A 14,386-nucleotide genomic window follows, 5' to 3' on the forward strand; every position below is an offset into this window, starting at 1 on the left:
CCTTTCTGTCACTAAACAGGTAAAAGAAGGTTTGAGCAAAGATTTCTACACACAATTTATTTTGCCCTATGCTGGAATAATCATTAAGATTTGCCGGGCTTATACAGATAATGAAGAAGATTTTCAGGATTATTACCAGGAGGTTTGTCTGCAATTATGGAAGAGTCGGGATAATTTCAAAGGGGATTCTAAGTGGTCTACCTGGGTTTATCGCATTTCTTTGAATGTCTCGCTTTCGCTCCTTAGAAAGGATAAAAAATTAAATAAGAAGAAGGTTGAATTGCCAGAAGTGGAAACTTCTTCCAAACAAGATTCAGATCCTTTTAATAATGAAGCATTAAAACTTCTTTATCAGGCCATAAAACAACTCCCGGAAACCGATCGCGCGATTATTCTGCTATATCTGGATGAGAAATCCTATCAGGAAATAGCGGAGATTATTGGTTTGTCGGCTAATAACATCGGAGTAAAAATTACTCGAATTAAGAAAAAACTAAAAACATTACTTGATGGAAAGATCTATTGAAAATATTTGGAAAGAGGGTTTTGAATCTGATAAAAGTTTCAAATTGCCAGTGGTTAAAGATTTATACAATCAAAAATCAAAACTGATAATTGAGAAAATTAAGGCGTCCTCCAGAAAGGACAATATTAGCCTAATTCCAATGACTGTTTTACTATTTGGTCTGTTTATTTTTTTAGGAAAGATTTTGCTAGGTGTCTATATTGGATTTCTACTTGTTCTTCTGTTTATTTTTAATAAAAGGATGTTGAAGAGATTAGATCAAATGGACTTAACTGCAAATACTTACCTTTATTTAACCAGTTATTATTCTAAACTAAAAGAAACTCAAAAATTTTATACAAGCTTAGTAGGTATTGGTCTTCCAGTAATTACAATTCCCGGTTATTGGATGTATTTTTGGGGTACACCAGTGATGTCAGATTTTATGAGCCTGGATCTAATATTTCAGATTTTAATTGTGCTTGCTACTGCCGTTATCTTGTCCGGGTTAGGTGTGCTTTGTTATAAATTAAGTACCCAACTTCTTTATGCCAAATCAATAACAAGGCTAGAGGAGATAATTAATGACATGGAAGCCTTGATGAAAAACTAAATTTATGGAAACTTTCAACCGGATATGTATTAAATAGTCAGGTTGAAAGTATTTGGTATTTATATCTCTGAAAAAATTAAAGCTTACTACCTTTGTTACTCAGCCGAAAATAATGAATTATGAGTAACACTTCCAGAAAAAGAAGAGAGGCACTGGTTTATCATGCTAAACCGAAGCCGGGGAAAATTGAAGTTGTACCTACTAAAAAATATGCGACACAAAGAGATCTTTCTCTTGCGTATTCACCCGGTGTTGCAGAACCGTGCCTGGAGATTGAAAAAGATAAGGAAAATGCTTATAAATATACTACCAAAGGAAACCTTGTTGCTGTTATTTCTAACGGGACGGCGGTCTTAGGTCTTGGAGATATTGGTCCGGAAGCATCAAAACCAGTGATGGAAGGAAAAGGCCTTTTGTTTAAGATCTTCGCCGATATTGATGTTTTTGATATAGAAGTAGATACGAAAGATGTAGATAAATTTATTGAAACGGTTAAGAATATCGCTCCAACCTTTGGAGGGATAAATTTGGAAGATATCAAGGCTCCTGAAGCCTTTGAGATTGAGCAACGTCTGAAAGCGGAACTGGATATTCCGGTAATGCATGATGATCAACATGGAACGGCAATTATTTCAGCGGCAGCATTGTTGAATGCGCTAGAACTTGCTAAAAAGAAGATCGAAAAAGTAAAAATAGTGATTAGTGGGGCAGGAGCTGCGGCGGTTTCTTGTACCAAACTCTATAAAGCTTTCGGAGCAAAAGCTGAAAATATTGTGATGCTCGATAGTAAAGGAGTTATTAGAAAAGACAGAGATAATCTTTCCGAAGAAAAAGCTGAATTTGCTACCGCCAGAAAAATTGACACGTTGGATGAGGCCATGAAAAATGCCGATGTCTTTGTTGGCCTTTCTATCGCTAATATTGTTTCTCCGGATATGCTGAAAAGTATGGCTAAAAGGCCAATTGTGTTTGCAATGGCCAATCCAAACCCGGAGATCGATTATAATTTGGCGATGGATACCAGAAAAGATATAATTATGGCGACAGGCCGAAGTGATCATCCTAATCAGGTGAATAATGTACTTGGGTTTCCTTTTATCTTTCGTGGAGCGCTGGATGTTAGAGCTTCCAAGATCAATGAAGAAATGAAAAAAGCGGCTGTGAAAGCTTTGGCTGAACTTGCTAAGGAAGCGGTGCCAGAACAGGTTAATATCGCCTATGGTGAAACTCGTTTGAATTTTGGGCCTGATTACATTATCCCTAAACCTTTTGATCCAAGACTAATTGCAAAAGTACCTCCGGCAGTTGCTAAGGCAGCGATGGAAAGTGGCGTTGCCAGACAGGATATTCAGGATTGGGAGAAATATGAAGAGGAACTGCTCGAGAGAATGGGGAATGAAAATAAAATTACCCGTTTGTTGATTAACAGGGCTAAAACCAATCCTAAACGAATTGTATTTGCCGAAGCAGATCATTTAGATGTACTGAAAGCGGCACAGATTGTAAGAGATGAGGGGATTGGATTTCCTATTCTACTAGGTAGGCGTGAGGTTATTAAGGAATTAATGGCTGAAATCGATTTTGAAGAGGAGGATGTAATTATTATAGATCCAAAATCTGATGATGAAGAAGAACATAGAAAGAATTACGCACTAAAATATTGGGAAACTCGTCATAGAAACGGAGTTACAAAATATGACGCCGAGAAACTGATGCGTGAGCGTAATTATTTCGCGGCTATGATGGTAAATGAAGGTGATGCTGATGCGTTACTTTCGGGATATTCCAGGGCTTATCCAACGGTGGTAAAACCTATGCTGGAATTAATTGGAATGGCCAAAGGTGTTTCCAGGGTGGCTGCTACCAATGTGATGAACACTTCCAGAGGGCCTATTTTTATTAGTGATACTTCTATAAATATAGATCCGCCGGCAAAAGACCTGGCAAAGATCGCTCAAATGACCGCACGTACCGTACAATTATTTGGTATGGAGCCGGTGATCGCTATGATCTCTTATGCGAATTTTGGTTCTTCAAAAGATCCGAGGGCCAAAAAAGTAAAAGATGCGGTTTCTTACTTACATAGATTTCATCCCGAATTAAATGTTGATGGGGAACTACAGGTAGATTTCGCTTTAAATCGCGAAATGCTCCAAAGTAAATTTCCTTTTTCAAAACTAGCAGGAAAGAAAGTGAATACACTTATTTATCCAGATCTGGATTCAGCAAATAGTACTTATAAGCTTATTAAGGAGCTGAATAATGTGGATTCCATCGGGCCTATTATGATGGGGATGAAGAAACCCGTTCATATTTTACAGCTTGGAGCCAGCGTTGAAGAAATGGTAAACATGGCTGCAGTTGCTGTAGTAGATGCTCAGGAAAAAGAGAAGAAACTCAAAAAATAATAATGTATGTTAATTGGGTATTGAATTAGGGCTTCGACAAGCTCAGCCGGCCAGTAGTTTTACAATATTTTAAGTGATTAGAATTAAAAATTAGTAATATATAAACTTTATATTAAACTCTCCGTCGTACCTAAATGTCTCGCTGAGCTTGTCGATGCGCTAAATGTTAGTATGAATTGAAAACATATGAAGATAGCCTTTATTTAGGAGCTCATCCGGACAAAGTTTTGATATTCTAAGTATTTTAAATTCAAAATTAATTAATCAACCGCTTTATATCGAATTTTTAATTTAACCTAGCTGTCCCACTTAGCTTGTCGAAGCCTTTGCTTAAATGTACCGTGTGAAAAACCTATTTATACAAGGAAAAATCTCTTCCCAAACTCCACACCTGGTGAGGGGGTGGGGAATAAATATTTACTACATTTGAAGCCTAATCTAAGTTTTTTTCATGATCCATCATCTAAAAGGCCAATTAATTGAAAAAAATCCTACGTATGTTGTAATAGAATGCAACGGGATTGGCTACTATATAAATATTTCGCTACATACATTTTCGCTGATTCCAGATTCTGAAGCAGTTAGTGTGTATACGCATCTTCAGGTAAAGGAAGATTCCCATACCTTATATGGTTTTGCTGAAAAATCTGAAAGAGAAATATTTAGATTATTAATATCCGTTTCAGGAGTGGGAACAAGCACCGCGAGAATGATGTTGTCTTCACTTCAACCCAGAGAAGTCACTGAGGCGATCGCTTCAGAAGATGTTGCTACTATTCAAAGTGTTAAAGGAATAGGAGCGAAAACTGCACAACGGGTAATTTTGGATCTTAAGGATAAAGTTTTAAAAGTCTTAGGGGACGATGAAGTTTTTGTCTCTCAAAGCAATACTAATAAGGAAGAAGCGTTATCTGCTTTAGAGATCTTAGGTTATAACAGACGCCAGGCTGGCAAAGTTGTCGAAAAGATCCTCAAAGAAGATCCTGAATCTACCGTAGAATCTATTATAAAAATGGCTCTTAAAAAGCTGTAAATAAATTGAGGAACAATTACCCGAAATTGTCTGTACCGGTACGCCTAACTTTCCTGATATTACTGGTATTTTCAGTGGATGCTGTAGCTCAGGAAACGCCGCAGGATACCACTAGAACCGGTTATGTGCTCGGTCAAATAGACCTTCCCAATCCTGAAAGTATCGAATCTAAATATGAGTATGACCCTATACTTAACCGTTATTTTTATAAAGAAAGTTTAGGTGAAATTAACCTTGGGTTGCCATTAGTCTTAACGCCCCAGGAATTTGAAGATCTTGTGTTACAACAGGAGATGCGTAATTATTTTAAGCTAAAAAATGACGCGTTAACCGGGAGGAAACAAGGATCAGAAGATATTCAAAAGGATTTATTACCAGATTTTTACGTTAATAACAATTTATTTGAAACAATTTTTGGGGGATCAGAAATTAATATCGTACCCCAGGGTTCGGTAGAATTAGATCTAGGTCTGCTTTATACAAAACAGGATAATCCTGCCTTTTCACCCAGAAATCAACGAAATCTTACGTTTGATTTCGATCAGCGCATTAGCCTTAGCATGCTTGGTCAAATTGGGGAGCGACTACAGGTGACCGCTAATTACGATACAGAATCTACCTTTGATTTTCAGAATCAGCTGAAGTTGGAATATACGCCTAATGAAGATGATATTATTCAAAAAATAGAAGTAGGTAATGTGAATATGCCTTTGAATAATGCATTAATCCAGGGTGCCCAAAGCTTATTTGGTTTTAAAACCGAATTACAGTTTGGGAAAACCAGAATTACCGGTGTGTTTTCTGAACAAAAGTCTGAAAGAAGAACAGTGAATGTTGAAGGCGGAGCCACGGTAGAAGATTTTGAAAAGTTCGCTCTGGATTATGATTCTGATCGTCACTTTTTCCTCGCGCATTACTTCCGGGATACTTATGATGAGGCGTTGGAGAACTATCCTTTCATCAATACCAATATTCAGATAAAAAGAATTCAGGTATGGGTAACCAACCGTACCAATAATATCCAGAATATCCAGGATACTCGAAATATTGTTGCGATTCAGGATCTTGGTGAAACCAATGTACAGGGAAATATAGGTTTAGATGCCCTTCCGGGTGGTTTCTTTAATCAGCCAGCGGGGGCTTTTCCAGATAATACCGTGAACGACTTTAATCCCTTCGGAATAACCGGCCCGGGACAAACCGTCTTAACTCCTGCGATTCGTGATATCGCGACAGTAGATAGAGGTTTTGGCGCGGTGACCGTTTCAGAAGGAACCGATTATGCGAAGCTGGAAAATGCAAGACAGCTTAAACCTTCTGAATATACTGTAAATACTCAATTAGGATATATATCCCTTAATCAGCGTCTAAGTAATGATGAGGTTTTGGGGGTGGCGTTCCAATATACCATTAATGGAGAAGTTTATCAGGTAGGGGAATTTGCCAATGATGGTGTGAATGCAACTAATAGCGATACTGGGGAAACGCCAGATACAGGTACAAATCCACGGGCAAGTCAAAACCTGGTAGTAAAATTATTGAAAAGTACCATTACAAATGTGAATGAGCCAATTTGGGACCTGATGATGAAGAACATCTATAGTCTTGGTGCTTATCAACTGGAGCGACAGGATTTCAGGATGAATATTCTCTATACAGATCCGCAACCTCTTAATTATATTAAACCGGTGGAAGGTACTACGTTGCCAGGCGATGTGAGTCAAACTCCCTTACTACGTGTTTTTAGGCTGGATCAATTAAATACCAATAACGATCCTATTAACGGAGGGGATGGATTCTTTGATTATGTTCCGCAGATCACTATAGATTCCCAGAATGGAAATATAATTTTTACGACGGTAGAACCCTTTGGAAGTCACTTGTTCGAAAAGCTTGATGACACCCCGAATAGCGGAACGGAGGATTATACCATTCCAGAAACCTGGAACGAGAATCAGAGTAAGTATGTATTTAGATCTTTATACCGTACTACTAAAACGCAGGCAGAACAGGAAGATGCAGATAAAAACAAGTTTCAGTTAAAAGGTAGGTATAAGTCTGCTGAGGTAGAAGGAATTCCTATTGGTTTCAATCTTCCACCGGGATCGGTAACAGTAACTGCCGGAGGAAGGATACTTCAGGAAGGAGTAGATTACGTGGTGAATTACGAATTGGGGAGAGTGCAGATTCTGGACGAGGCTTTACTGGCTTCAGATATTCCAATCCAGGTAAATACTGAAAATAATGCGCTTTTTGGTCAGCAGACAAAGCGGTTTACGGGATTAAATGTTGAGCACCAATTCAATGAAAACTTCCTGATAGGAGGTACTTTTATTAATTTAAAAGAGCGGCCACTAACTCAAAAGGCTAATTACAGTTACGAGCCTATCAATAATACGATCTTAGGCTTCAATTTAAATTATAATACGGAAGTTCCATTTCTTACAAGGCTGGTAAATAAATTACCAAATATTGATACCGATGTAAAATCGAACGTATCAGTAAGAGGGGAATTTGCTTATCTCCTTCCGGGGTCACCGGCATCTAACGATTTTGATGGTAGAGCCACCACTTATATAGACGATTTTGAAGCTGCTCAAACTTCCATAGATATTAATAATCCATTAAGCTGGGAGCTTTCCAGTGTGCCAATAGGTTTTGGCGGGGAACTTGCAAACGGAGACCTGGGTGTAGGGTATAAAAGAGCCAAGATGGCCTGGTACACCATAGATCCTATATTTTATAGTAACCGAAGACCAGATGGCATAAGTGATTCTGATATTTCGACCTATTCAGCCAGAAGAGTAGCTATCAATGAAATTTTCCCAAATACCGATGTTGTACAGGGGCAATCACAGGTAATCTACACGATGGATGTTGCATATAATCCTGGAGAGCGGGGGCCATATAATTATAACCCTACTGCAACAGGATCTAATAATTTATCAAACCCGGCGGGAAACTTTGGGGGGATAATGAGGTCTATTAATACTACTAATTTTGAGCAATCTAATGTAGAGTATATTGAATTCTGGGTAATGGATCCTTATATTTATCCTGAGAATTCGGGAAATACCGGAGGTTCTATCAAATTTAACTTAGGGAATATTTCTGAAGATGTGCTTAAGGATGGAAGAAAGCAATATGAGAATGGCTTGCCGGAAGGTGAAGGGGAGGCAAATACTATAACTACCGCTTTTGGTGCTGTTCCTGCCGATAATTCCCTGGTGTATGCTTTCGATACAGAAGGAGATGCAAGAACTATGCAGGATGCTGGTTATGATGGTATTCAGGATGCAGAGGAGGCGGTTAAATTTTCAGATTTTGCCGGCTTACCGGATCCATCCGCAGATAACTACCAGTATTTCTTAAATGCTGAAGGGAATGTTCTTCAGCGCTATCAGAATTATAACGGATCTGAAGGCAACTCTCCCACGCAGGTAACAGATAACAACCGGGGAAACACTACATTACCTACTACTGAAGATATTAATCGTGATAACACGATGAACACCATTAACAGTTATTTTGAATATGAAGTTCCGTTTTTCCAAGGAATGAATATTGATAATAACAGGTACATCACAGATGTAAGGGAGTTAACCACTACCTTAAGAAACGGGCAGGAACTTCCTGTAAGATGGCTTCAGTTTAAAGTGCCAATTTTTGAACCTACCGATGCGATAGGTGGAATTGCCGATTTCCGTTCTATCAGATTTATAAGAATGTTCCTTACAGATTTTGAGGATCCAACTATTCTGAGATTTGGAACTATGGATCTTGTAAGAGGTGATTATAGAAGATATACCCAAAGTCTTTTTGAAGAGCAGGGACAAATGCAAAATCCCAACACCCTTTTCGAAGTAAATGCCGTGAATATTGAGGAGAATGAAAATAGACAGCCTATTCCTTATGTGCTTCCTCCTGGTGTTGAAAGAGAGGAATTGTACCAAAGTAATTCGAATATCAGGCAGAATGAGCAGTCTCTTTCCTTAAGAACCTGTGAGTTAGAACCTCAGGATGCTAGAGCCGTTTATAAGAATTTTCAAATAGATATGCGCCAGTATAAGAACCTGGAGATGTTTATTCATGCGGAATCATTATTGAACAGGCAGCCTTTAAAAGATGGACAATTGGTTGCTTTTGTTAGAATGGGAACCGATTTTACCGATAACTTCTATCAAATTGAAATTCCTCTTTCTCCAACACTTTTTGGGGCCACAACGCCTGAAGAAATCTGGCCTGAAATTAACCGATTGAATTTAGAACTTGATCTCTTGCAGCAAATTAAAACCGCTGTATTAGGAGATCCTTCACTTTCTTCAACCGATCTCAATTACTTTACAGAAGCCTTGCAATCTGTAGATTCTGAAGCGCCGTACGATATGGGAAGCTTGAGATTAGGGGTAAAGGGTAATCCAAGTTTTGGTAATGTTAGATTATTGATGGTTGGGGTGAAAAATGGTACTCGTGTAGATGGGGTTACAGACCTTTGCGGTGAAGTTTGGTTTAATGAGTTAAGACTTTCTGATCTTAAAAATGAAGGTGGTTGGGCCGGAGTAGTAAGTATGGATAGTAACCTGGCAGATTTTGCCAATATTTCGGCTACAGGAAGAAGGAGTACCGTTGGATTTGGAAGTATAGAGCAGGGGCCAAATCAAAGAAGCAGAGAAGATCTTAAACAATACGATTTTGTCACGAATGTGAATATGGGACAATTGCTTCCGAAGAACTGGGGGGTAAAGGTGCCGGTGAATTACAGTAGAGGCGAAGAATTGATCACTCCAAAATACGATCAGGAATTTTTAGATGTTGAGCTGGATACAAGACTGGAGAATATCCAGGACCCAGAAGAACGTGACAGAGTTGAAAAACAATCGCAATCTTACACTAAAAGGGAGAGTATTAATGTGATTGGTCTTCGTAAAGAAAGAGTAGGCGAGAAAACCCCGATGCCTTATGATGTTGAAAATTTTGTGTTTTCATCCTCATATAATCAGGTGGATCACCGTGATTTTGAAATAGAGGAAAGTTTAGATCAAAGTGTACGGCTTGGTGGAACTTATGAGTTTAATTTTCCGGAGAAATCAGTAGAACCTTTAAAGAATATTGCGGTTCTGGATAGTAGCGATTATTTCGCGATTTTTAGGGATTTCAATATCAATTATCTTCCTTCAAATATCAATGCAAGTTCCAATATCTTCAGACAGTATAATGAGCAGAAATTTCGATCTCTGGAACTGGGGGATGATGATATTCGTATTCCTACCCTGTATCAAAGAAATTATCTTTTTGACTGGCAATATGGAGTGAATTATAATCTAACGAGATCTTTAAGCTTCTCCTTCAACGCAAGTAATAATAGGATTATAAGGAATTATATCGATGAGGAAGGCTTTGCCGATGATAGTATTGGCTTATGGGACGATTTCTTCAATATAGGAGAACCTAATTTACATTATCAAACTTTACAGGTAAACTATCAGCTGCCATTTGATAAAATTCCGGTGCTGCGTTTTGTAAAAGCGACCTATTCATATACCGGCGATTTTCAGTGGCAAAGAGGTTCTAGGATCTATCAGCAATTAGAAGGCATTCCAGATATTGGAAATAGCGTTCAGAATTCTAATACCCATCAGATCAATGCGAATTTAAATATGCAGGATCTGTACAATTATATAGGATTGGTTGAGAAGAAAGCTGAAAGTGCCGGCAAGAGTATTCAGGAAAGAAGTCGTGGGGTGCCAACTTTAGGACCGCCGGGTGCAGATGAAGAAGTAGATAAGTCCAGGTCTAAGCCACAACCAAAAGGCAATAAAGGATACAATACGCTGATAAATATTGTGACCGGTATCAAAACCTTCCAGGTTAATTATCGCAATAGTCGGGGAATTTTTCTTCCCGGATATACCGAGAGCATCGGGTTTATGGGAACTTTCAGGCCTACCGCTGGATTCACTTTCGGTTTTCAGGATGATATAAGATATATGGCTGCAGAAAGAGGCTGGTTAACCTTGTTTCAAAATTTCAATCAGCAGTATACGGCGCTAAAGAATGAACAATTAGATTATCAGGCAGGTCTTGGATTTTTGCCAGATCTAACCATAGAGCTTACGGGAAGAAAGAATTTTTCAGAGAATTATTCTGAAAACTATAAGGTAGATCCAAATACATTGGAATATCAGTCACTTACCCCGTATACGTATGGGAATTTAAATATTTCAACGATCCTGATTAAAACGGCTTTTAATAATTCTACGGAAACAAGTTCCCAGACGTTCGAAACCTTTAGGGAGAATAGAATACAGGTTGCAAGAAGACTGGCCGCAGAAAGAGGTTTGAATCCTAATGATGTTGATGAAGATGGTTTTCCTCGCGGAATAGGGAAAACCAATCAGGCTGTGATACTTCCTGCTTTTATTGCGGCTTATTCAGGAAATGATGCCGGTAACGTGAAATTGGGGGCTTTTAGAAATTTCCCTATGCCTAATTGGAATGTAAAATATACTGGTTTAATGAGACTTGACTGGTTTAGGGATAAATTCAGAAGGTTCTCTATTAATCATGGATATAGAGCTGATTATACTCTGAATCAATTCCAGACCAACCTGGATTATAATCCTGCGAATCCTAATGAAGTGAATCAGGCAGGAGACTTTAAGAATCCGATTTTATTTTCAAACCTGGTATTAACCGAACTTTTTACTCCGCTGGCCCGAATAGATTTTGAAACAAAAGGGAATATTCAAATCCTTGCTGAACTGGAAAAAGACCGCTCTCTGGCTTTCAGTTTTGATAACAACCTTTTAACGGAATATAGCGGAAATGAATATACTCTTGGATTGGGGTACCGTATTAAAGATCTAAAGATCGCGACTGCCCTTGGTGGAAGAAGAAGAGTGCTTAGCAGTGACCTTAATTTTAGAGCAGATGTTTCCTATAGAAAGAACCGTACAATCGTGCGATATCTGGATTTAGCGAACGCTCAAACGATTTCTGGTCAGGATATCTGGGCTATTAATTTTAAAGCAGATTATGCCTTTACCAGAAATCTTACGGCAAGATTTTATTACGATCACACCTTCTCTGAATACGCTGTTTCTACGGCATTCCCGCAAACTACAATCCGGTCTGGATTTACATTAATATATAATTTCGGAAATTAACGAAGGCATATTTGAAGATTTCGGCTAAAAAACTAACTTTGCGATCTTATAAAACTAAACTATGAATATTCCACAAGAATTAAAGTACACTAAAGACCACGAATGGGTTAAAATTGATGGTGACACCGTAACTATTGGAGTTACAGATTTTGCCCAGGGAGAACTTGGGGATATCGTGTATGTTGAGGTTGAAACTCTTGACGAAACTCTGGATAAAGAAGAGGTTTTTGGAACTGTTGAGGCAGTGAAGACTGTTTCAGATCTTTATATGCCGGTTTCAGGAGAGATCATTGAATTTAATGAAAGTCTTGAAGACGAGCCGGAAAAAGTAAATGAAGATCCTTATGGTGAAGGATGGATGATTAAAATTAAACTTTCAGATACTTCAGAATTGGAAGATCTATTATCTGCAGATGAATACAAGGAAGTAGTTGGTAGCTAAAATACTTTTATTTGCCGCAGTACTATATACCAGTGCCATTACTTATTTTTCTCTTATAGTAATGGACTTCAAGGTAAGTGTTGGTGGTTTTGATCCTACAGACAAAATGCTCCATGCCGGGGCATATTTGTTTTTAGCTTTCTTGTGGAAGCTATATTTTGTTTTTCAAAAAACTGATTTTAAGCGATATACAGCCATTTTATTATGGGTGGCATTCGCTTGTTTTATATTTGGTATGTTAATTGAGGTTTTACAGGGAACTCTAACCAGTTACAGAACACCCGATTGGTGGGATGTTGTGGCTAATTCTACTGGTGTAGTACTAGCTGTTTTGTTTTTTATTGTCATGGCGCCGACAGTGAAAAAGCTAAAACAGAAAGTTACCTAGTGTTAAGTTAAGTTGAAATAACGCATAAGGCAATCTCAGGTTTGTGACAGGTCGAGGCAAAAAAATCATTACATAGCCGTAGCTACGGAATTATTTTTTAACGAAGGCATGATGCAAAAAAGTGCTTTGGATTAGGCGTAGGTTTTGATTTCTTGATACTACTAAATTATAACCTTTATTAATTCAACTTTTATGAAACCTAAGAAAAATCCGAAAGCCGATCTTCGTCGGAGATGGGTCCTTTTTCTTCAAATCGGACTTATTCTCGTACTTTTTTTGACCCTTCAAGCCTTCCAATGGAAGACTTATGATCCAAAACCAGTGGAAGATCAAATCGTAAGCATTGATAATTTTGAAGAGGAACAAGTGCCTGTAACTATTGTTCCGGAGAAGACACCTCCACCTCCACCCAAGACCATAGTTGATATTATTGATGAAATTCCGAATGATTCAGATGAACCTGAAGATGCGGTAGTTCCAACAAATCTTGATTTTGAAGAATTACCGGAACCTGAAGATATAATAGATCCGGACGATCCGGACGATCCGGACGAAGATATTAAAGTCCCTTTTGATTTTATTGAAGAAGTGCCTGTTTTTCCGGGATGTGAAGGTCTGAATGATAATGATGAGCGTAAAAAATGTATGAGCTCGAAAATTAGTAACTTTGTAAATAGAGAATTTGATACGGGATTAGGGGATAAGCTTGGTCTTACTGGTACGAATGTTGTGCTTGTAATGTTTGTAGTGAACCAGGAGGGTCTTGTAGAGCAAATTCAAACGAGAGCTCCGCATCCCGAACTTGAAAAAGAAGCACGAAGAGTAATAGGAGAATTGCCAAAAATGGAACCTGGCCGTCAGAGAGGTAAACCCGTTTCTGTATCCTATACAATACCTATTCGGTTTAAAGTGCAGTAGTGATAATGAGCATTTTATAAATTTACTGTAGTTTTAATGACTTATTATTCCAGATAAATTTAGTTTTTTAGAAAAAATCTTTATTTTAGCAACCCTTAACAATATAACGCATTATGGAACCTAAGAAAAATCCAAAGGCTAATTTGAACAGAAACAGTGTTTTCTTTCTACAACTTGGTCTTATTGTAGTTCTATTTATAACATGGAGGGCGATTGAGTGGAAAACTTATGACCCTGAAAATATAGATATAGGACAGGTAAATATGGACGCCCTTGATGAAGAGGATGTGCCGATTACCGAAATGCAGAATACGCCACCACCACCTCCGCCACCACCTCCGGCACCGGAAATTATTGAAGTTGTGGAAGATGAAGAAGATGTTGAGGAAGATGAAATTGAATCTACAGAGACAAATCTTGATGAGATCGTAGAAGTAGAAGAGGTTGTAGAGGCGCCTGTAGAAGAAGAGGTAGCTGATGTTCCTTTCGCTGTAATTGAAGACGTGCCAATTTTTCCTGGTTGCGAAAACTTAGGGAATAACAATGAGCGTAAGAAATGTATGAGTGAAAAAATCTCTAAGTACGTAAACAAAGAATTTGATACAGATCTTGGATCTGAACTGGGATTAAGCGGAATTAATCGTGTAATCGTTCAGTTTAGAATTGACGAAAAAGGAAATATTGGTCAGGTGAGAGCAAGAGCTCCACACCCTAGACTTGAGCAGGAAGCGGCAAGGGTAATTAACAGTTTACCTAAGATGAAGCCAGGTAAACAACGTGGTAAGCCAGTTGGGGTTATGTACTCTCTTCCAATCGCATTTAAAGTTCAGGACTAAATTATCCTTACTATAATATATTAAATCCCGGCAATCGCCGGGATTTTTTATTTTATGTAAATTCCCTTTTGGAAAAA

The 14,386-nt window shown here is 38.3% G+C and carries 9 protein-coding genes; all 9 read left to right on the forward strand.

Going from position 1 to position 14,386, the window contains the following annotated elements:
• Window positions 1–31: 31 nt before the first annotated feature.
• The 9 genes from GFO_RS00860 (at window position 32) to GFO_RS00900 (ending at window position 14,309) form a co-directional block, all read left to right on the forward strand.
• Window positions 32–526: an RNA polymerase sigma factor gene (locus GFO_RS00860; protein ID WP_011708103.1), complete on the forward strand. Its 495-nt coding sequence runs from the start codon at window positions 32–34 to the stop codon at window positions 524–526.
• A complete protein-coding gene (locus GFO_RS00865) occupies window positions 510–1,118 on the forward strand; it encodes a hypothetical protein (RefSeq protein WP_011708104.1) in 609 nt (202 codons plus the stop codon). Before GFO_RS00860 ends, GFO_RS00865 begins: the two co-directional genes overlap by 17 nt.
• Window positions 1,119–1,237: 119 nt before the next feature.
• Window positions 1,238–3,526, forward strand: coding sequence for an NADP-dependent malic enzyme (locus tag GFO_RS00870; protein ID WP_011708105.1), 2,289 nt, complete (start codon window positions 1,238–1,240; stop codon window positions 3,524–3,526).
• Between the two features lie 451 nt (window positions 3,527–3,977).
• Window positions 3,978–4,559: a Holliday junction branch migration protein RuvA gene (gene ruvA / locus GFO_RS00875; RefSeq protein ID WP_011708107.1), complete on the forward strand. Its 582-nt coding sequence runs from the start codon at window positions 3,978–3,980 to the stop codon at window positions 4,557–4,559.
• 5 nt (window positions 4,560–4,564) lie between these two features.
• The gene (sov, locus tag GFO_RS00880) at window positions 4,565–11,725 is read left to right on the forward strand and encodes a T9SS outer membrane translocon Sov/SprA (protein ID WP_011708108.1); all 7,161 of its coding nucleotides are present in this window, start codon (window positions 4,565–4,567) and stop codon (window positions 11,723–11,725) included.
• A 61-nt stretch (window positions 11,726–11,786) separates the two neighbouring features.
• Complete coding sequence (gene gcvH / locus GFO_RS00885; protein WP_011708109.1) at window positions 11,787–12,167, forward strand: glycine cleavage system protein GcvH; 381 nt, start codon at window positions 11,787–11,789, stop codon at window positions 12,165–12,167.
• A complete protein-coding gene (locus tag GFO_RS00890; RefSeq protein WP_011708110.1) occupies window positions 12,157–12,555 on the forward strand; it encodes a VanZ family protein in 399 nt (132 codons plus the stop codon). The genes gcvH and GFO_RS00890 overlap by 11 nt, the downstream gene beginning before the upstream one ends.
• Before the next feature lie 192 nt (window positions 12,556–12,747).
• Entirely contained in the window at window positions 12,748–13,473 is a 726-nt protein-coding gene (locus GFO_RS00895; protein WP_011708111.1) for an energy transducer TonB, read from the forward strand.
• A gap of 113 nt (window positions 13,474–13,586) precedes the next feature.
• The gene (locus GFO_RS00900; RefSeq protein WP_011708112.1) at window positions 13,587–14,309 is read left to right on the forward strand and encodes an energy transducer TonB; all 723 of its coding nucleotides are present in this window, start codon (window positions 13,587–13,589) and stop codon (window positions 14,307–14,309) included.
• Window positions 14,310–14,386 lie beyond the last annotated feature (77 nt).

Origin of the sequence: Christiangramia forsetii KT0803, assembly GCF_000060345.1 — a bacterium.
Classification (GTDB): Bacteria; Bacteroidota; Bacteroidia; order Flavobacteriales; family Flavobacteriaceae; genus Christiangramia; species Christiangramia forsetii.

Bases quoted from the DNA above. Each gene is read 5' to 3' on its own strand.
- GFO_RS00895 (WP_011708111.1), top strand. From the start codon at position 12,748: ATGAAACCTAAGAAAAATCCGAAAGCCGATCTTCGTCGGAGATGGGTC.
- GFO_RS00865 (WP_011708104.1), top strand. From the start codon at position 510: ATGGAAAGATCTATTGAAAATATTTGGAAAGAGGGTTTTGAATCTGAT.
- gcvH (WP_011708109.1), top strand. From the start codon at position 11,787: ATGAATATTCCACAAGAATTAAAGTACACTAAAGACCACGAATGGGTT.
- ruvA (WP_011708107.1), top strand. From the start codon at position 3,978: ATGATCCATCATCTAAAAGGCCAATTAATTGAAAAAAATCCTACGTAT.
- GFO_RS00870 (WP_011708105.1), top strand. From the start codon at position 1,238: ATGAGTAACACTTCCAGAAAAAGAAGAGAGGCACTGGTTTATCATGCT.
- GFO_RS00900 (WP_011708112.1), top strand. From the start codon at position 13,587: ATGGAACCTAAGAAAAATCCAAAGGCTAATTTGAACAGAAACAGTGTT.